Source organism: Paramesorhizobium deserti, from assembly GCF_001558695.1.
Classification (GTDB): domain Bacteria; phylum Pseudomonadota; class Alphaproteobacteria; order Rhizobiales; family Rhizobiaceae; genus Paramesorhizobium; species Paramesorhizobium deserti.
In genome coordinates, this window is the sequence record NZ_LNTU01000012.1 from 537,524 (window position 1) to 554,778 (window position 17,255).

A 17,255-nucleotide genomic window follows, 5' to 3' on the forward strand; every position below is an offset into this window, starting at 1 on the left:
CATATTAACTCCGGCTCTTTACGTTTCCGGCAACATTCAACGCGTCGGCCGGAACACAGCAGGGTGAAATGCAGAATATCGCGAACAACCACATCGCAAGCGATACTCCGCATGAGAACTTCCATTCCGTGAAGGTGAACCTCCACGGGCGCTACATGCTCGAGAACCGGTCCGAGCATACCTGCATCGTCGTCGAGATGTCACCGGGCAGCGCTCTGCTGCGCGGCAAGGGGCTGGCGCGAATCGGCGAACGCATCATCGCCTATGTCGATCATATCGGTCGGATCGAAGGCACCGTCCTCCGGCAGATGCCGGACGGCTTTTCCATGTCGCTCATCGCTTCGGAGCGCAAGAAGGACAAGCTCGCTGCGCAGCTGACGTGGCTCGCCAACAAGCACGAGCTGGACTTGCCTGAGGACCGCCGGCACGAGCGTATTGCGCCGCGCAATCCGAACAACGTCCTTGTCATGCCAGACGGGCGGCAATATCGCTGCCGCATCATCGATCTCTCGCTTTCAGGCGCGGCGGTCGAGATCGACGTGCGCCCGGCGCTGCATACGGCTGTCACGCTCGGCATGATGCGCGGAACGGTGGTGCGCCATTTCGAAGACGGCATCGCCATCGAGTTCGCCCATGTGCAGCAGCGCACGGCGCTCGACCAGCTGTTCCGGTAGATCCGGCTTAGCGACTCGCGCGCCTCGTCCGAACCGCTGTTGCGGCGGCAAGGTTGAGGCATGGATTCCAGTGACGAACACTGGAATGATGGCAGTTTGGCTGTTGGCTGCTAGAGTCTGTCAGAACTCAACTAAATCGCAGATGAGGGAAACCGTGTAATCCTGCCGTCATTCTCGGGCTTGTCCCGAGAATCTGCCATAAAGAAAAAGATAAGCGATTACCGTCCTGACAGATTAGGCTGCGGTAGATTCTCGGGACAAGCCCGAGAATGACGGCGAGAGGGGCGCTGTTTCATGCCGGTCCTGACAAACTCTAAAGCTCAACGCCCCTGAAACGGTTCCCGACAAGGCGAATTCATTCCCGCCCCGTCATTCCAGTGCTCGTCACTGGAATCCATGCCTCTCCCGCTATACTACGATAACGGTTCAGATTGACTGAACCACCAAATTGAGCACCTTTACAATTTTTTACTTTTAAAATTAAAATTTGAATTGAGTTTTATACTTGTTTTCTCTGATTTTTATTTGGATTTTCTCTCCGAAATTCGCGTGAACTAAAACTCTGCATGTCATTGTTGCTCCAACTCGGAGACAACATAATGAAATGCAAGACGGTTTTGGCAGGGGTTCTTTTTCTGATCGGCACGGCGGCGGCGCAGGCGGCGCAGTTTGGCCTGCCCTCCCCCTGGATGAATTCAGGCGGGCGCACCACGCAGCCGATCGGCCATTACGAGTTCTGCCAGCGCTATGCCGATGAGTGCAATATTGTCAGCAAATCGGACAGGCCCGTCGTGCTGACCCCGGATCTGTGGCGCAAGGTCATCGAGATCAACAATCAGGTCAACACCGCCATCGAGGCGCGCACCGACATGGAAATGTGGGGTAAGCCGGAAGTCTGGTCCTATCCCACGAAATATGGCGATTGCGAGGATTATGCCCTGCTCAAGCGCCAACTGCTGCAAGAGGCGGGGGTTCCGGTCAACACGTTGCTGATCACCGTCGTGCGCCAGACGAATGGCGACGGCCATGCGGTGCTGACGATGCGCACCGACCGCGGCGATTTCATCCTCGACAATCTGGAGCCGCGCGTCCTCGTCTGGAACCAGACTGAATATCAATATCTCAAGCGTCAATCGACCCGGAACACCGGCGTGTGGGTCGCAATCGACGACGACCGCCAGATCCTGGTGGGCAGCATCAAGGAATAGGGCAAAAGCCTAGTGAGATAACCCGGTCGAGTCCCCACCCGTCCCCAACGACCGGGTTCGGGAGCCGGTCCCATCCCCGGGGCCGGCTCCCTCCCTTTATAGGGAAGGCGTTGGTTTCAGACGATCTCAAGGCCGCGCCTGAACCGGGCGCCATTGTCAACGTAATGCAGCGCCGAAGCCTTCAGTTTCTCGATGGCAGCTTCATCCAGCACCCGCACGGCGCGGGCAGGCGCCCCGACGATCAGTGAGTTGTCGGGGAATTCCTTGCCTTCGGTCACCAGCGCGCCCGCGCCGACCAGCGAGTTCCTGCCGATCCGGGCGCCGTTGAGCACGATAGCGCCGATACCGATAAGGCTGTTATTGCCGATCGTGCAGCCATGGAGCATGGCGCGATGGCCGATCGTGCAGCCCTCGCCGATCGTCAGGGGATAGCCCATATCGGTGTGCATTACCGTATGCTCCTGGACATTGGTATCCGCTCCGATCACGATCGGCTCGTTGTCGCCGCGCAGCACCGCGCCGAACCAGATGCCTGCCCCCTTCCCCAGCCTGATTCTGCCGATCAGCGTCGCGTCGGGCGCGATCCAGTTGGTTTCGCGGTCGTCGAATTCCGGCTTGTGGCCGTCCAACGCATAGATGGGCATGAAACATCCTTCCGTTCGGCATATCTGTGGCAGAGAATGGCCGAGCGACGGCAACGCCGCAAGCGCGCCCCGATAATTCACGAGCTATTAACCATAAAAATCAATAATGGAGGCTGGTCGGACGAGGCGGAAAAGACAAGCCATGCAAAGCACGGCACAGACGGGGATTTCGATTACGGAGAGCCGCTTCTTCACGCGCGTCTTCTACGCGTTTTTCGGCCTCGCCCTGCTCTCGGCCGCCATCAATCTCAGCGGCCGGTATTTCGGCCCGCTGATTGCCATGGGCGGCCATACGGACGACATGACGATCCGCGAAATCGTCATCGGCAATGACGTGCTCGCCATCCCATCAAACATGATCCGCTTTCCCGCGCAGCGGCGCGACGGCGTTGCAAACCGCGTCGATCTTTATCTGAAATGGCCTGAGATGGCGGGGTATAGCGAGAAAACGCGCAGCGATTTCAATTTCACCGCGCCGCGACGACAGCTTCTCTTCCTCTCGGTTGAGCCCAGAACCATGTCGCGCGACATGTCGGGGCGCTATCTGCCGATCTACTCGGCCTTGATCGAACAGCCTGGAAAAGCCGGCCCCGCAGGGCTGACGCTCCATAGCTTTCATCCGGTGAGCGGCTATATCGGCGAGGAACTGGCCGTTTCCTCGGCCGGAGGGGATCAACCCGATTTCGTGGCACGCTGTCTTGATGAAAGCGTTGCCAGGGAGATGGCCGGCGCCTGCGAGCGCGATATCCAGTTCGGCAACGGCCTGCAGCTTTTCTACCGGTTTCCGCGCCATCTGCTCGGTGAATGGCGCGCGCTGGATGAAGCCGTCCAGTCCTTTGCCACAGCTCACCTGGCCGGCGCCAGATGAGCTATCTTAAGATAGGTCCAGGCGAGCTTTCGCAGCCCGCCCTCACCTGAATCAGAGGTCGATGTCCAGAATGGCCATCGAGAAATTATAGGACAGCTCGCCCTCGTCTTCGTCCTTGTAGATGAGGCCGAGGAATTCGTCGTTGAGATAAAGCTCGCACGAATCGTCCTTGCGCGGACGCGCCTTCACTTCAAGGCCGGGATTCTTGAAAGTCCGTTTGAAATAGGCGTCGAGTTTTCTCAGTTCTTCGGGTTTCAACGAATTCTCCTATGCATTTGTTGGAGGCGGGTTTTTGCATGGCCCGTCCAACCATGTAAAGCCCGTAAAAAGCTTGTCACCGGCTTTGATCGGGAATTATCAGTCCGCGCCGTTGATGAGCTGATCCATGACGCGCGACGGCTCCGCGCAGCCGCTTTCGCCGACGATGCGCGCTGGGACGCCGGCGACCGTCACATTGCTCGGCACGGGCTTCACCACCACCGAGCCCGAGGCCACCTTCGAGCAATGGCCCACTTCGATATTGCCGAGGATCTTGGCGCCGGCGCCGATCAGCACGCCATGCCTGATCTTGGGATGACGGTCGCCGCCGGCCTTGCCCGTTCCGCCGAGCGTGACGCCATGCAGGATCGACACATTATCCTCGATGACCGCCGTCTCGCCGACGACCAGCCCGGTTGCGTGATCGAGGAAAATCCCGCTGCCGAGCTGCGCGGCCGGATGGATATCCGTCTGGAAGACGGAGGAAGAACGGCTCTGCAGATAATAGGCGAAATCCTTGCGCCCCTCCTGCCAGAGCCAATGCGCCAAGCGATGCGTCTGGATGGCGTGGAAGCCCTTGAGATAGAGAACGGGGTCGATAAACCGGTTGCAAGCCGGGTCGCGGTCATAGACCGCCTGAATGTCGACGCGCAGGACCTGCGACCATTCCGGCTCTGCCCTCCGCATCTCGGTAAAGGTCTGGGATAGGATGCCCGCATCCAAATCCGCATGGCCCAGCCTTTCGGCGATGCGATGGCTGACCGCTTCCTCCAGACTGCCCTGATTGAGAACCGTCGAATAGAGAAAGGCCGTCAGCAGCGGATCGCGCTCGGCGGCCTCTTCAGCCTCGATACGGATCGCATTCCAGATCGGATCCACCTGATCGATGGCGTTGACCATCTTGGCGGTATTGTGTGCGGGCATTTCAAAACTCCCGGTTTCGCCGATTTTCTTGCTCTTTCACAGCAACATAGAGCAAATACCATTGCTTGACACGTCAATTTGCTGAAACGCAACCGTGAAGCTCAAATGGGGTTTTCGCGCAGGAATTCCAGAACCGCCTGCTTGAACACCTTGTCGCCGACGGCAAGCATATGGTCCCGCCCCGGAATATCCAGCGACCGGCCGTTCGGCAGCAGAGCTGCCAGATCATGCGGGCTGCCGCCGATATCGTCCTTCGTGCCGACCGCGACCAGGGTCGGCTGGGTGATGCGGCCGATCGCCTCCGCGCTCAGTGTCTCCTTGGAAGTGAGCACGCAGGCGGCGAGCGCAAGGCGATCGCTCTTGGTCTGGTCGGCGAATTTGCGAAACATCAGGCCGCGCGGATGGGTGATGGTCGCCGGATCATCGGCAAGCAGCGCCTCATGGATCGGTCCCCAGTCGCCGGCGCCGGTAACCATGCCGATGCCGAGCCCGCCGAAAACCAGGCTGTGAACGCGAGAGGCATGCTCCAGCGCCATGAAGGCGGCGATACGCGCGCCCATGGAATAGCCCATCACATGGGCCTCCTCGATATCGAGATGATCGAGAAGCGCCGCAGCATCCCCGGCCATCAGGCTCGGCGTGTAATCGGCGGCCTCATGGCTCTTTTCTGACTGACCATGGCCGCGATCGTCAATCGCGATGACGCGATATCCCGCCTCCGTCAGCGTCTGGAACCAGCCGGGCGATACCCAGTTGACATAGCTCGACGAGGCAAAACCGTGGATCAGCAGCACGGGATCGCCCTCGCCCTGCTCGCGATAGGCAAGACGCAGGCCGTCATGCTGGAAGTAGCGGATTTCAGGCGTATTCACTCCGTGGAGCCTTTCATGAGAATTCCGGACGGGTTATTGCGCGGCGCACTCGCCGCATATGGCGGGGTGGCGGACATGATCGCCCACGGCAAGACCCAGCCGCTTTGCCACGCCGGCGCGCAGCTCTACGACAAAATCGACCGGCACCACCGACGAAACGATCGCCTCGGAGAACGGCTCGGTGTTTTCGCGGATCGTGGCGATAGCGCCATCGCGGCCGACGAACACCATATCGAGCGGCAGCGGCGTGTTCTTCATCCACATCATCACGGTGCGCGTCTGATCGAAAACGAAGAGCATGGCGCGATCGTCGGGAAAATCGGTCCGGTACATCAGCCCGCGCATGCGCTCGGCATCGGTATCGGCGATTTCGACGCCCAGGGAAACCTTGCCCTTCGCGGTCTCGAAAACCAGCGGATGCTCATCGACGGGCAACCGCATCGGTTCCGCCGTCTGGGCCCGGGCGGGAAAGACGAGGAAAAGCAGCAGGAAGAACGTGAGGAAACGTGGCATGGGCGGCATCCATGGATGGGCGGAAACGCCCGAAGCTTTCGCCTATCGATCCGCGCGCGTCAATGACACCAGCGAATCTTTCACCAACTCGCCCTCGTCAGAATTCAATGCGATGCGGGAAACTGCGTGCCGATGTCAGGATGAATTTCCGCCGCCATCAGGCCCTTCTCACCCGTGCCGAAGCGCACGAGAACCACCTGCCCGGGGCGCAGTTCGGTAAGGCCGAAACGCCGCAGCGTTTCCATGTGGATGAAGATGTCTTCGGTGCCCTCGCCGCGCGTCAGGAAGCCGAATCCCTTGGTCCGGTTGAACCATTTGACGATGACGCGCTCGAGCCCGCTCGAAGGGACGACGCTGACATGGGTTCGCTGCGGCGGCATCTGCGCGGGATGGACGGCCGTAGACGTATCCATCGAAATCACGCGGAAGCATTGCAGGCCGCGCTCGCCCTGCTTGACCTCACAGACGACGCGCGCGCCTTCGAGCGCGGTCTGAAAACCGTCCCGGCGCAGGGATGTGACATGCAGCAGAATATCGGACAATCCCGGCTGATCGGGCACGATGAAGCCATATCCCTTGGCGACATCGAACCACTTGATCGAACCCGACACCTCCACGAGCCCGACGAGCTCCTCCGAAGAAGCGCCGCCCAGGAACTGGTCCTTCGACACAGATTTGTCCGCCATAGCGCCAGTCCCCCTCCTTTCAGCCTCGGTAAAATCTAAACTGATTCTCAACTTGAGAATAACACTCCCATAGCGCGAAGGGGCAAGTCCCTACTTCCGATTATTGGCCGGATACCACAGACTTTATTTTCCGTGATCGACTTTGGACGGTAGAGAATGGCGACAGGCCGTTGACAGGCTTGCCGATTTCACTAATCCCACCATATCAAAAATGCCGCGACCGAGCGTTCTTGCGCAATCAAATATTCAACCGCAACCATTTGCCAACAGGGAACAGGAGCCGACATGCGTTACCTCCACACCATGGTCCGAGTCCGCGATATCGACGAAGCGCTGGATTTCTACGTCAACAAGTTCGGCCTTGAAGAAATCCGCCGCACGGAAAACGAGAAGGGCCGCTTCACGCTGATCTTCCTCGCCGCGCCCGAGGACAAGGAACGCGCAGCCTCGGAGCGCGCACCGGAACTGGAGCTCACCTACAATTGGGACCCCGAGGAATATACGGGCGGGCGCAATTTCGGCCACCTCGCCTATATGGTGGACGATATCTATGCCACCTGCCAAAAGCTCCAGGACAAGGGCGTGACCATCAACCGTCCGCCGCGCGACGGCCACATGGCCTTCGTCCGCTCGCCCGACGGGATTTCCATCGAACTCATCCAGAAAGGCGGAAGCCTGCCGTCCCAGGAGCCCTGGGCCTCGATGCCGAACACCGGCAGCTGGTGATCAGGGCAGTAGGGGAATAAGGGAGTAAGGGTGTAAGGGTGTAAGGGAAATCGGCTCGCGGAAATCATCAGGAATGGATAAGCTTCCTTTCCTATTCCCGTACGCCCTACTCTCCTACTCACTTCTTTGGAGGAGCCTGCATGAAAGACGTGTTGACGGAGCTCGAGCGCCGCCGCGAAATCGCAAGACAAGGCGGAGGACAGGTCCGCATCGATGCGCAGCATGCCAAGGGCAAGCTGACCGCGCGCGAGCGCATAGACGTCTTCCTCGACGAGGGCTCCTTCGAGGAGTTCGACATGTTCGTCGAGCACCGCTCCACCGATTTCGGCATGGAGAAAACCAAATTCGCCGGTGACGGCGTCGTCACCGGCTGGGGCACGGTCAACGGCCGCACCGTCTTCGTCTTCGCCAAGGATTTCACCGTTTTCGGCGGCTCGCTCTCCGAAGCCCATGCCGAGAAGGTGCAGAAGATACAGGACATGGCGCTGCGCAACCGGGCGCCGATCATCGGCTTCTACGATGCCGGCGGCGCACGCATTCAGGAAGGCGTGGCGGCGCTTGGCGGCTATGCGGAGATCTTCCAGCGCAATGTGCTCGCCTCCGGCGTCATCCCGCAGATTTCCGTGATCATGGGACCATGCGCGGGAGGCGACGTCTATTCGCCTGCTATGACCGACTTCATCTTCATGGTGCGCGACACTTCCTACATGTTCGTGACCGGCCCTGATGTGGTCAAAACCGTCACCAACGAAACCGTGACGGCGGAAGAGCTCGGCGGCGCGGTCGTTCACACCACCAAATCCTCCATCGCCGACGGCGCCTATGACAATGACATAGAGGCGCTTTCGCAGATGCGCCGGTTGATCGATTTCCTGCCAGCCTCGAACACGGCGGAAATCCCTGAGGTCGCCTGCCACCAGTCGACGGAGGAGCAGGATCCGTCACTCGACCGGCTGGTGCCCGATAATGCCAACAAGCCTTACGATATCAAGGAACTGATCCTGAAAACGGTCGATGAAGGCGATTTCTTCAAGATCCAGGAGAATTTTGCGAAGAACATCGTCTGCGGTTTCGGCCGCATCGAAGGGCGAACGGTCGGTATCGTCGCCAATCAGCCAATGGTGCTGGCAGGCGTTCTCGATAGCGACGCCTCGCGCAAGGCCGGTCGGTTCGTGCGCTTCTGCGACTGCTTCAGCATTCCGATCGTGACATTCGTCGACGTGCCGGGCTTCCTGCCTGGAACGAGCCAGGAATATGGCGGGCTCATCAAGCATGGCGCCAAGCTGCTCTTCGCCTATGCCGAGGCGACCGTACCGAAGATTACGGTGATCACGCGCAAGGCCTATGGCGGCGCCTATGACGTGATGGCGTCGAAGCATCTGCGCGGCGACATCAACTATGCCTGGCCCTCGGCCCAGATCGCGGTGATGGGCGCCAAGGGCGCGGTCGAGATCATCTACCGCAAGGATATCGGCGATCCGCAGAAGATCGCGGAACACACCAAGCGCTACGAGGACCGGTTTCTGTCGCCCTTCGTGGCGGCGGAGCGCGGCTATGTCGACGAGGTGATCATGCCCCATTCGACGCGGCGGCGCGTGGCGCGCGCGCTCAGGATGCTGCGTAACAAGAATCTGGAAAATCCCTGGAAGAAGCACGACAACATTCCGCTCTGACATATGCACAATCCCGGTCAGGAGAGAGGAAGTCCTGCCGGGCTGAAATCATGCAGATATGAATTGACCGTTCATGAAAAATGTGACCGGCCAGTATGTTGTTTATGCTGGACTTGTCGGAGGGTTGGAGTACCCTTTCTTCATGGGCGATACCCAGGGGGCTGTGGCACCGCATATCCTGAAACAGGAGGTGACTATGCAGCACAAGACGCTCGAGCAAATGCAAGTCATTGCCGAAGCCAATCCCGACATCACCCGTCCGGTCATGACCAGGACCGAACGGCTCGAACGTTGGGCCGCGCTTCTTGAGAAAGAGCCCGGCAGGCTTCTGGCAACGCTTCCCGGAACGGAATATCAACCGGTCGAGACACGGGAGACGATGCGTAGCGCCGGCTCTCCGATCTCGGTTGCATTTGAAGACGCCGTTTTCCGTGCCGAAGGCATGAAAGACGACAGCTACGGCGAAGCAAAGCGTTTCTTTGAAATAACGGACCGGCAACTGCACGAAATCGTCTGCTATTGCCATTATGGCGCAACGGTTTCCGCTGCGACAGCCGCCCGTCACGTCAGAGGCGCCATCGGCGGGTCCGGCATGCTTGCCAGACTACGCGGTTCATTTGTTTGATGAACGTATCAATAAACAGGACGGGATATAGCGCGGCTCGCCAGTGGCGAGCCGCAAGAGTGTGAGGCCCCCTTTTCAGAAAGATCGCGGCGGAACAAACAGGCAGATAGTCCGCGAGTTGGATTTTCCCGCAACCGAGCACCAGTGAAAGAGCCCATCGGGCGATTGACGGATGCGGCTATCGCGATAGCCGACCACCTCTCCCGTGCCGGTAATGACATATCCCTCCGGGCGCTCGGCAACGGATTGGGTGCTGACCGGGCGGCAGTCCATGTCATGGCAGCATTGGTAGGGATAGGACCAGCCGGTAGCCGCCTCATGCGCCGAGGCGCGAAACGAGGCTGTCGGGAGGAACAGCAGCGCCGCCAATACCGGAAGCGGGAGGAGCGCGCGCAAGACGCCCGCACCCTTCAAATCTTCGTTATCGGCTTCATTGGGGTTTCGTCTTCTCCACAAGGACGGCCACCCAAAGCGGAACACACTCCATTCGAGCAGAACGGCCAGTTGCTGCAATGGAAACCGAAGAGCTGTCTTGTCTGTGTTGAGCATGCCATACCTCATCACGGATAGGGTTGTCGTAATCCCACCCGCCCGGAATCGATTGCAATAACTTCAACTGACTCTTCTGCCCTGCCCGCCAGGCTACTCGGAGCACTCGGGAAAACAGGCACTATGAGAAACTACCCTGAGTCGGGGGGTAATTTCCAGAAAGGCCGGAAAAGCGGCCTTTTCACATGGGTTCGATCCAGCCGGCGCAGCCAATTCTCGCGCCGTTTCAGCCGACCGGCTTGATGCCGATCCTCTGCTGGATCGTATCGATGTCCTCCTTGACGAAGAACGTCAGATCGGGAGCCGTGGTCACGATATGCGCGCCGGTGCCATAGGCGTTATACGATACGACATGATCGAAATTGATCGTGATGCGTTCGCCGTTGACGTCAGTCAGTTCGATCCACACGTCTTTTCCCTTTCTGCTTGCCTGGTCAGTAATAGGATAGGACAAAGACGGCGAGAGACAATCCTCCTCAATGGACCGTTCTTAATCGAACCTTTCATTCAGCAGCGCTTCCATCCTGACCTTCTCGATGTCCCGGCCGAGGCTGTCGGACCACCCCTCCCCGCGCCAGACGACATGGAAACCGCATCGCTCGTAAAGGCGGATGGCGGGAAGATTACGGGCGTGCGTGTCGATGCTCGCCCTTGCATATCCCTTGAGCATGATTTCGGCCAGAAGCGCGTCCATCAGCGTGAGGCCGATGCCGCGCCGGTGAAAGGCGGGATCTATCCAAAGGTCGGAGATGTAATCAGCGTCCGTGTCCCGCGCACCCCAGCCGAGAATAACCCCCGCCGTTTCGGCAAGGAGAATCTGGGGATAGAACTCGTCAGCGAAGGAGCGAAAGACCTTTTCCGTACGCTCCCCCACATCAGGCTCGTTCGCTTCCGGTTCGAAGCGGAAGAAGGCGGAAATCCAGGCGCGGCATCCCACGGCGGCAATCGCAGCCCTATCGCTGGCAGCAGCCCGCCGGATTTCCATGGCTCAGTTTACCACCAGCTCGGCGCCGTGAAACGGCCCGCGGCCTCTTCGATGACATGGGCCGTCTGGAAGAGCGTTTCCTCGTCGAACGGCCGGCCGATCAGCTGCAGGCCGAGCGGCAGCCCCTGCGCGCTCAGACCAGCCGGAACGGCGATGCCCGGCAAGCCGGCCATGTTCACCGTGACCGTGAAAATGTCGTTGAGATACATCTTCACCGGATCGGCGGCCAGATCCTCATCGGCCACGCCGAAGGCGGCCGACGGGGTGGCGGGCGTCAGGATCGCATCGACGCCGGCATGGAAGACGTCCTCGAAATCCTTCTTGATGAGGGTGCGGACCTTCTGCGCCTTGAGATAATAGGCGTCGTAGTAGCCGGCGGAGAGCACATAGGTGCCGATCATGATACGGCGCTTGACCTCGCGGCCGAAGCCGGCAGCGCGGCTCTTCTCGTACATCTCGGCGATGTCCTTGCCCGGCACGCGGAGGCCGTAGCGCACACCGTCATAGCGCGCGAGGTTCGAAGAGGCCTCGGCCGGCGCGACGATGTAATAGGCCGGAAGCGCGTATTTGGTGTGCGGCAGCGAGATGTCGACGATCTCCGCCCCCGCATCCTTCAGCCAGGCAATGCCCTGCTGCCAGAGCTTCTCGATTTCCTCCGGCATGCCATCGACGCGATATTCCCTCGGGATGCCGATCTTCATGCCCTTGACCGATCTGCCGATCGCGGCCTCGTAATCGGGCACCGGCAGATCGACGGAGGTCGTGTCCTTCAGATCGACCGACGCCATGGATTTCAGCAAAATGGCGCTGTCGCGCACGTCACGGGCGATCGGCCCGGCCTGGTCGAGCGACGAAGCGAAGGCGACGGTGCCCCAGCGCGAGACGCGGCCATAGGTCGGCTTGATGCCGACCGTGCCGGTGAAGGCCGCCGGCTGGCGGATCGAGCCGCCGGTATCGGTAGCCGTCGCGCCGGCGCAGAGCCTTGCGGCAACGGCGGCGGCGGAGCCGCCCGAGGAGCCGCCGGGCACGAGGTCGGCATTCGAGCCGCTGGCGCGCCAGGGGTTCTTCACCGGGCCGTAATAGGAGGTTTCGTTGGACGAGCCCATGGCGAACTCGTCCATATTGAGCTTGCCGAGCATCACCGCGCCGTCCGCCCAGAGATTGGCTGTCACGGTCGATTCATAGCGCGGCTTGAAATCATTCAGGATGTGCGAGCAGGCCTGCGTGTGCACGCCTTCGGTGGCGAAGAGATCCTTGATGCCGAGCGGAATGCCCTCGAGCGCGCCGCCCTCGCCTTTCGCCAGGCGCGCGTCGGAAGCTTTCGCCATCTCCCGCGCCTTTTCCGGCGTCACCGCGACATAGGCGTTCAGCGTCTCGTTCGCCGCATCGATAGCCCTGAGATAGGCGTTGGTCAGTTCCGCCGCGGTGAACGCCTTGGCCTTCAGCTTGTCGCGCGCCTCGGAGATCGTGAGTGCGGTCAGGTCGGTCATCATTCGAGCCTTTCAGTGCATCAAGGGAGAAAGGCGCTTTTCGAAAAAAGCACTGTGTTCGGTATCGGGATAGTCCAGCACCACACCGCAGCGTGTGAAGCCGGAACGCTCGTAAAGACGCCAGGCGGCGGTAAAGCCGGGGCCGGTGCCCGTCTCGAGGATCAGACGCGCCAGGCCCTTGCCCTGCGCGAGCCGCGTGATCGCGTCCAGCAGCGACGATCCAACCCGCAAGCCACGCACCTCGGGGAGCGTGTACATGCGCTTGACCTCGCCGACATCAGGCGTATGGACTCTCAGGGCGCCGCAGCCGACGGCGCGACCGCCCTCGTCACGAGCGATGAACACCGTCGTGTGCGGGCACGCCATCTCCTCGACGGTCATCTTGAACTGGAACTCGATCGGAGACAGCGGCAGAAGATGCGCGTTGAGCTGTTCGACCAGCCCGCGCACATCGTCCTGCAGCGGCGTTTCCACAGATATGGCAACGGGCATGTCGCTTACTCCACGACCTTCGGCACGACGAAGAAATTCTCCTCGGTCACCGGGGCATTGGCGACGATATCGGCAGCCTTGTCGCCGTCAGTCACCACATCCTCGCGCATGCGCATGGCGATCGGTGTGACGGAGGTCATCGGCTCGACGCCGCTCACATCCACCTCGTTCAACTGCTCGACAAAGCCTAGGATCGCATTGAGCTCGCCGGTCATGCGCTCCGCGTCCTCGTCGTCCACGGCGATGCGGGCGAGATGCGCCACGCGCTTCACGGTTGAAAGATCAACTGACATCTAAATTCTCCGAAATCCAGCCAGCGCAAAGTGCGCCGACAGATCGCTGGTTTGTTGGGCTTTGAACGGTTCCTGTTTTGATGGAATCAGGAACCACTCCAATGATCTATTTGCGTAGGTCCAATGGCCGCACTTTGCCGCACAATGCGGCTATACCGGGCGGGCGCTGGAAGCGCAATAATTTTGCAGTTAATTGCACAATCGCCCGGTGCGGCCTTTCCCGATGCCTCAGACGGACAGCGTATCGCCCGCCTTCGGCACCTCGACTTTTGTACCGTTCGCGTCCTCCATCGCCGCCACGAACTTGTCGGCCGTCTGGTCGATGATCGGGAAGGAACCGTAGTGGCAGGGAAGAACGGTGGAGAACTTCAGGTAACGCTGGCAGGCGAGCCCCGCCACCGCGCCGCCCATGGTGAAGCGGTCGCCGATGGGGACGATGCCGATCTCGGGACGGTGCAGCTCGTCGATCAGCGCCATATCCGAAAAGATGTCGGTGTCGCCCATGTGATAAAGCGTCGGTTCATCCTCGAAATGGAAGACGAGACCGTTGGCATTCCCCAGCGAATGAGAAACACCGTCCTCGGTGATGGTGGCGGAGGAATGCAGCGCGTTGACGAAGGTTATGGAAAAGGGGCCATGAAAAATCGTGCCGCCGGTATTGCCCATATCGACCTTTTCGACGCCCTGGCGCGCCAGCCAGGCGGCGAGATCGGCATTGGCGATGACAGTCGCGCCCGTCTCCTGGGCGATCTTGATCGTATCGCCGACATGGTCGCCATGGCCATGGGTCAGGGCGATATGCGTGATCCCCTGGGTGGCGGCCTTGAGATCCACATCCTTCGCGCCGGGATTGCCGGTCAGGAAAGGATCGATCAGGATCGCCGCACCTGCTATGTCGACGCGGAAAGCCGAATGGCCAAGCCATTTGATCTTCATGAGATTTGCTCCTTGGGATATCGCAATCGTAAGGAGACAGTTATGACGCGGGCAAGGCTCAATTCAAGAGCAGAAACGGAAAGGGTGTGAATTGACCGTTCTGGCTATCGAAACCGTCGAGAAGGCCCTGGCGCCCGGCCAGACCATTGCCGGCCTGGACCTCGGCACCAAGACGATCGGCCTCGCCGTTTCCGACCGCGGCCTCTCCTTCGCCAATCCGCGCCCGGTGATCAGGCGCGCCAAGTTCACCATCGACGCGCAGGTGCTGCTAGTGGCGCTGAAGGCGGAAAATGCCGGAGCGGTCGTCATCGGCCTGCCGGTCAATATGGATGGCAGCGAGGGACCGCGCGTGCAGGCGACCCGCGCTTTCGTGCGCAATATGGAAAAACTGACCGACCTGCCCTTCGTCTATTGGGACGAGCGCCTTTCGACGGTGGCCGCCGAGCGGGCGCTGATCGGCATGGACGTCTCCCGCCAGAAACGCGCGGAACGGATCGATTCCGCGGCAGCCGCCTTCATCCTGCAAGGCGCGCTCGACAGGCTGAACACGCTTCGGCGCGTGGCCGATCAGGAATAGCGCTCACGCCCGCGCCTGCAGCGGATTTCGCGCCGCCTGCGAAAGGCAAGAATGGCGAACAGGATCAACGAATCGACCACACATGCCCGTGCGGCGAGCGGCGGGATTGCTTGCGGGTCCATATCAAGCACATTGCCATAGACCGCAAAGACCAGATCATGCATCTGGCGGCTAAAAAACACGGTGCCGAAGCTGACATCGTTCAAAGACAGGAAATACCACCCCCAGAAGAGAGCGAGCGGGCCGGCCCAGAAGATCAGGAGATAGCGCACGGCATCCGTCTCCTCTCCTGCAAGGCTCTCAGTTCGGGAATCATGGGGGCATATCCTTTCGACCCGCACCTTGGTTAGTTAACACCCGGACGGCAATCGAAACCATTTGTTAAGGTTAATGGCGGAGTGGAAAAGCCGCCTCACGGGGTGCGGTGCGTCCCATTGGATGCTGGTGGAGTGATGCCGAACACCCCCATGTCACCAGCGGTCGGACGTTAGGACCTTCGCAAGATGCGAGCCCACGCCAACTACGGAGCCGGATAAAGCGAGTTGAGGATCGTCTTGGCGTTGTGGCGGGCGTCGATCATGCCATAGGTCGTGCGCCACTGTCCGGCGAGACGGGTTTCGACGAAAGCATCGGCAATATTGTCCGCGCCGAGCTGGCGAAGTTCGGCACCGGCGGCGGCGAGCGCTAGCTGTTCCGTCAGGATGCGGGCCGCCCCCTCGTCGGATTCGGCCACGCTCATGGCGGCGCGCAGCACATCCACCGTCCCCTGCCCGCTCCGGCCCAATTGCCGGGCGATCCAGGCCAGCACATCATCGAAAAGCTTCGGCGCGCGCAGGAGAACCCGTCTCACATCGAGCGCCATGACATTGCCCGAGCCTTCCCAGATGGCGTTGACGGGCGCTTCCCGGTAATAGCGGGCGAGGTTGCCCTCCTCGACATAGCCGTTGCCGCCCAGGCACTCCATGGCTTCATAAAGAAGTGCGGGGGCGATCTTCGCCACCCAATATTTGACGACGGGCGTCATCACACGGGCGAAAGCCGCCTCGCCACGATCGCTCGCCGCCATGTCGAAGGCGCGCGCCAGACGCAGGGAAAGCGCCGTCGCGCCCGCCACGTCGAGTGCCATGTCGGCCAGAACACGCTGCATCAGCGGCTGCTCGAAAAGCGCGTTACCGAAGACCTGGCGGTGGCGCGCATGGTGCACCGCCTCCGCCAAACCGGCCCGCATCAGGCCGGCCGAGGCGATCGCGCAATCGAGCCGGGTCAGCGTCACCATGTCGATGATGGTCTTCACACCCTCGCCCGGCTTACCGACCATCTGGCCCAGCGTCTCCTCGAACTCCACTTCCGCGGAGGCATTGGAGCGGTTGCCCAGCTTGTCCTTCAGCCGCTGAAAGCGGAAGCCATTGGCGCTGCCATCGGGCAGGATACGTGGAACGAGGAAGCAGGAAAGCCCTTCAGCCGCCTGCGCCAGCACCAGAAAGGCATCCGACATCGGCGCGGAGAGGAACCATTTATGGCCGGTGATGCGGTAGAAGCCGTTGCCGGCGCGCTCGGCGCGCGTGGTGTTGGCGCGCACGTCCGTGCCGCCCTGCTTCTCCGTCATGCCCATGCCGAGCGTCAGGCCGGCTTTCCTTGCTGGCGGCTTCTGGCTCGGATCATATTTGCGGGTGAGCACCAGCGGCGCCCACTCGCGATAAAGATTGGGGGTCGCCATGAGGGCGGCCAGCGAGGCGCTGGTCATGGTGACCGGGCAGAGATGGCCGGTCTCGAGCTGCGCCGTCACGTAAAACCGCGCGGCACGCACCTGATGACGGCGGCTCGCCTCTTCCTGGCCGTTCTCCCAGATCGAGGAATGCAGCCCCTGCCCGATCGAGCGCCGCATCAGCGCGTGATAGGCGGGGTGATACTCGACCAGATCGATGCGCCTGCCCTGCCGGTCATGGGTCCTAAGCTTGGGCAGTTCGGTATTGGCCAGACGCGCCAGGTCCTGCGCCTCGGCCGACAGAACGAAGCGGCCCGCCTGCTCCAGATCGCTGTGCAGCGCCTTCGGAAAACCGGATGCGATCTGCATCAGCAGCGGATCGCCGAGATAGGCGTTCATGCCGGTCATCGGCGGCGGCTGGTTGGTGACCTCATGCGTTTTCAACGACAATTTCCATCTGCTTGCAGGCCCCGTTCGTCGCGGGGCGATTCCGCACTAATTTAAGATGTCCTATGCCTATTTGCTAAATTTTCCCCTTCTTGCGGCCCCTTTCCAAG

The 17,255-nt window shown here is 60.6% G+C and carries 22 protein-coding genes; 7 read left to right on the plus strand and 15 right to left on the minus strand.

What is annotated here, in order from left to right:
* Window positions 1-68: 68 nt before the first annotated feature.
* Complete coding sequence (locus ATN84_RS11735; RefSeq protein WP_068881801.1) at window positions 69-674, plus strand: PilZ domain-containing protein; 606 nt, start codon at window positions 69-71, stop codon at window positions 672-674.
* Window positions 675-1,273: 599 nt separating this feature from the next.
* Window positions 1,274-1,882: a transglutaminase-like cysteine peptidase gene (locus ATN84_RS11740; RefSeq protein ID WP_068881802.1), complete on the plus strand. Its 609-nt coding sequence runs from the start codon at window positions 1,274-1,276 to the stop codon at window positions 1,880-1,882.
* A gap of 116 nt (window positions 1,883-1,998) precedes the next feature.
* On the opposite strand, the gene ATN84_RS11745 is transcribed toward ATN84_RS11740, so the two are convergent.
* On the minus strand, window positions 1,999-2,526 hold the full coding sequence (locus tag ATN84_RS11745; RefSeq protein WP_068881803.1) for a gamma carbonic anhydrase family protein: 528 nt from the start codon (window positions 2,524-2,526) through the stop codon (window positions 1,999-2,001).
* 142 nt (window positions 2,527-2,668) lie between these two features.
* On the opposite strand from ATN84_RS11745, the gene ATN84_RS11750 reads away from it, so the two are divergent.
* Entirely contained in the window at window positions 2,669-3,394 is a 726-nt protein-coding gene (locus ATN84_RS11750; RefSeq protein WP_068881804.1) for a hypothetical protein, read from the plus strand.
* Between the two features lie 51 nt (window positions 3,395-3,445).
* On the opposite strand, the gene ATN84_RS11755 is transcribed toward ATN84_RS11750, so the two are convergent.
* The 5 genes from ATN84_RS11755 to ATN84_RS11775 form a co-directional block, all read right to left on the minus strand.
* Window positions 3,446-3,652, minus strand: coding sequence for a DUF3126 family protein (locus tag ATN84_RS11755; RefSeq protein ID WP_068881805.1), 207 nt, complete (start codon window positions 3,650-3,652; stop codon window positions 3,446-3,448).
* A 99-nt stretch (window positions 3,653-3,751) separates the two neighbouring features.
* Window positions 3,752-4,576, minus strand: coding sequence for a serine O-acetyltransferase (cysE, locus tag ATN84_RS11760; RefSeq protein WP_068881806.1), 825 nt, complete (start codon window positions 4,574-4,576; stop codon window positions 3,752-3,754).
* 101 nt (window positions 4,577-4,677) lie between these two features.
* Entirely contained in the window at window positions 4,678-5,448 is a 771-nt protein-coding gene (locus ATN84_RS11765) for an alpha/beta fold hydrolase (protein WP_068881807.1), read from the minus strand.
* A 33-nt stretch (window positions 5,449-5,481) separates the two neighbouring features.
* Window positions 5,482-5,961, minus strand: a complete 480-nt coding sequence (locus ATN84_RS11770; RefSeq protein WP_068881808.1) for a DUF192 domain-containing protein — start codon at window positions 5,959-5,961, stop codon at window positions 5,482-5,484.
* A gap of 104 nt (window positions 5,962-6,065) precedes the next feature.
* Window positions 6,066-6,647, minus strand: a complete 582-nt coding sequence (locus ATN84_RS11775; protein WP_068881809.1) for a cold-shock protein — start codon at window positions 6,645-6,647, stop codon at window positions 6,066-6,068.
* A gap of 285 nt (window positions 6,648-6,932) precedes the next feature.
* On the opposite strand from ATN84_RS11775, the gene gloA reads away from it, so the two are divergent.
* The 3 genes from gloA (at window position 6,933) to ATN84_RS11790 (ending at window position 9,671) form a co-directional block, all read left to right on the plus strand.
* On the plus strand, window positions 6,933-7,373 hold the full coding sequence (gloA, locus tag ATN84_RS11780) for a lactoylglutathione lyase (RefSeq protein ID WP_068881810.1): 441 nt from the start codon (window positions 6,933-6,935) through the stop codon (window positions 7,371-7,373).
* 140 nt (window positions 7,374-7,513) lie between these two features.
* On the plus strand, window positions 7,514-9,046 hold the full coding sequence (locus ATN84_RS11785) for an acyl-CoA carboxylase subunit beta (protein ID WP_068881811.1): 1,533 nt from the start codon (window positions 7,514-7,516) through the stop codon (window positions 9,044-9,046).
* Window positions 9,047-9,242: 196 nt separating this feature from the next.
* On the plus strand, window positions 9,243-9,671 hold the full coding sequence (locus ATN84_RS11790; RefSeq protein WP_068882008.1) for a hypothetical protein: 429 nt from the start codon (window positions 9,243-9,245) through the stop codon (window positions 9,669-9,671).
* A gap of 75 nt (window positions 9,672-9,746) precedes the next feature.
* Here ATN84_RS11790 and ATN84_RS11795 read toward each other — a convergent pair whose 3' ends face one another.
* The 7 genes from ATN84_RS11795 to ATN84_RS11825 all read right to left on the minus strand — a co-directional run bounded on the left by ATN84_RS11795 (window position 9,747) and on the right by ATN84_RS11825 (window position 14,416).
* Entirely contained in the window at window positions 9,747-10,040 is a 294-nt protein-coding gene (locus ATN84_RS11795; protein WP_068882009.1) for a hypothetical protein, read from the minus strand.
* 406 nt (window positions 10,041-10,446) lie between these two features.
* Entirely contained in the window at window positions 10,447-10,629 is a 183-nt protein-coding gene (locus ATN84_RS11800; RefSeq protein WP_068881812.1) for a hypothetical protein, read from the minus strand.
* 81 nt (window positions 10,630-10,710) lie between these two features.
* On the minus strand, window positions 10,711-11,205 hold the full coding sequence (locus ATN84_RS11805) for a GNAT family N-acetyltransferase (protein WP_068881813.1): 495 nt from the start codon (window positions 11,203-11,205) through the stop codon (window positions 10,711-10,713).
* 8 nt (window positions 11,206-11,213) lie between these two features.
* Entirely contained in the window at window positions 11,214-12,695 is a 1,482-nt protein-coding gene (gene gatA / locus ATN84_RS11810) for an Asp-tRNA(Asn)/Glu-tRNA(Gln) amidotransferase subunit GatA (RefSeq protein WP_068882010.1), read from the minus strand.
* Between the two features lie 12 nt (window positions 12,696-12,707).
* Window positions 12,708-13,187: a GNAT family N-acetyltransferase gene (locus ATN84_RS11815; RefSeq protein ID WP_068881814.1), complete on the minus strand. Its 480-nt coding sequence runs from the start codon at window positions 13,185-13,187 to the stop codon at window positions 12,708-12,710.
* A gap of 5 nt (window positions 13,188-13,192) precedes the next feature.
* Complete coding sequence (gene gatC / locus ATN84_RS11820) at window positions 13,193-13,480, minus strand: Asp-tRNA(Asn)/Glu-tRNA(Gln) amidotransferase subunit GatC (RefSeq protein WP_068881815.1); 288 nt, start codon at window positions 13,478-13,480, stop codon at window positions 13,193-13,195.
* Between the two features lie 228 nt (window positions 13,481-13,708).
* Window positions 13,709-14,416: a metal-dependent hydrolase gene (locus ATN84_RS11825; protein WP_068881816.1), complete on the minus strand. Its 708-nt coding sequence runs from the start codon at window positions 14,414-14,416 to the stop codon at window positions 13,709-13,711.
* Window positions 14,417-14,507: 91 nt separating this feature from the next.
* Here ATN84_RS11825 and ruvX point away from each other — a divergent pair, with 91 nt between their 5' ends.
* On the plus strand, window positions 14,508-14,993 hold the full coding sequence (gene ruvX / locus ATN84_RS11830; protein ID WP_068881817.1) for a Holliday junction resolvase RuvX: 486 nt from the start codon (window positions 14,508-14,510) through the stop codon (window positions 14,991-14,993).
* On the opposite strand, the gene ATN84_RS11835 is transcribed toward ruvX, so the two are convergent.
* Window positions 14,984-15,265 carry a DUF6105 family protein gene (locus ATN84_RS11835; RefSeq protein ID WP_068881818.1) on the minus strand — a complete coding sequence of 94 codons (282 nt, stop codon included), beginning with the start codon at window positions 15,263-15,265 and terminating at the stop codon, window positions 14,984-14,986. The two genes, ruvX and ATN84_RS11835, sit on opposite strands and share 10 nt — an antisense overlap.
* Before the next feature lie 248 nt (window positions 15,266-15,513).
* Entirely contained in the window at window positions 15,514-17,142 is a 1,629-nt protein-coding gene (locus tag ATN84_RS11840; RefSeq protein ID WP_201026356.1) for an acyl-CoA dehydrogenase family protein, read from the minus strand.
* Window positions 17,143-17,255: the final 113 nt, after the last annotated feature.

What these genes read in the sequence shown, in the direction of transcription:
- ATN84_RS11815 (WP_068881814.1), bottom strand. Translation starts at nt 13,187, where the DNA reads ATGCCCGTTGCCATATCTGTGGAAACGCCGCTGCAGGACGATGTGCGC.
- gatC (WP_068881815.1), bottom strand. Translation starts at nt 13,480, where the DNA reads ATGTCAGTTGATCTTTCAACCGTGAAGCGCGTGGCGCATCTCGCCCGC.
- ATN84_RS11805 (WP_068881813.1), bottom strand. Translation starts at nt 11,205, where the DNA reads ATGGAAATCCGGCGGGCTGCTGCCAGCGATAGGGCTGCGATTGCCGCC.
- gatA (WP_068882010.1), bottom strand. Translation starts at nt 12,695, where the DNA reads ATGACCGACCTGACCGCACTCACGATCTCCGAGGCGCGCGACAAGCTG.
- ATN84_RS11785 (WP_068881811.1), top strand. Translation starts at nt 7,514, where the DNA reads ATGAAAGACGTGTTGACGGAGCTCGAGCGCCGCCGCGAAATCGCAAGA.
- ATN84_RS11825 (WP_068881816.1), bottom strand. Translation starts at nt 14,416, where the DNA reads ATGAAGATCAAATGGCTTGGCCATTCGGCTTTCCGCGTCGACATAGCA.
- ATN84_RS11740 (WP_068881802.1), top strand. Translation starts at nt 1,274, where the DNA reads ATGAAATGCAAGACGGTTTTGGCAGGGGTTCTTTTTCTGATCGGCACG.
- ATN84_RS11770 (WP_068881808.1), bottom strand. Translation starts at nt 5,961, where the DNA reads ATGCCACGTTTCCTCACGTTCTTCCTGCTGCTTTTCCTCGTCTTTCCC.
- ATN84_RS11790 (WP_068882008.1), top strand. Translation starts at nt 9,243, where the DNA reads ATGCAGCACAAGACGCTCGAGCAAATGCAAGTCATTGCCGAAGCCAAT.
- ATN84_RS11775 (WP_068881809.1), bottom strand. Translation starts at nt 6,647, where the DNA reads ATGGCGGACAAATCTGTGTCGAAGGACCAGTTCCTGGGCGGCGCTTCT.
- ATN84_RS11735 (WP_068881801.1), top strand. Translation starts at nt 69, where the DNA reads ATGCAGAATATCGCGAACAACCACATCGCAAGCGATACTCCGCATGAG.
- ATN84_RS11750 (WP_068881804.1), top strand. Translation starts at nt 2,669, where the DNA reads ATGCAAAGCACGGCACAGACGGGGATTTCGATTACGGAGAGCCGCTTC.
- cysE (WP_068881806.1), bottom strand. Translation starts at nt 4,576, where the DNA reads ATGCCCGCACACAATACCGCCAAGATGGTCAACGCCATCGATCAGGTG.
- gloA (WP_068881810.1), top strand. Translation starts at nt 6,933, where the DNA reads ATGCGTTACCTCCACACCATGGTCCGAGTCCGCGATATCGACGAAGCG.
- ATN84_RS11745 (WP_068881803.1), bottom strand. Translation starts at nt 2,526, where the DNA reads ATGCCCATCTATGCGTTGGACGGCCACAAGCCGGAATTCGACGACCGC.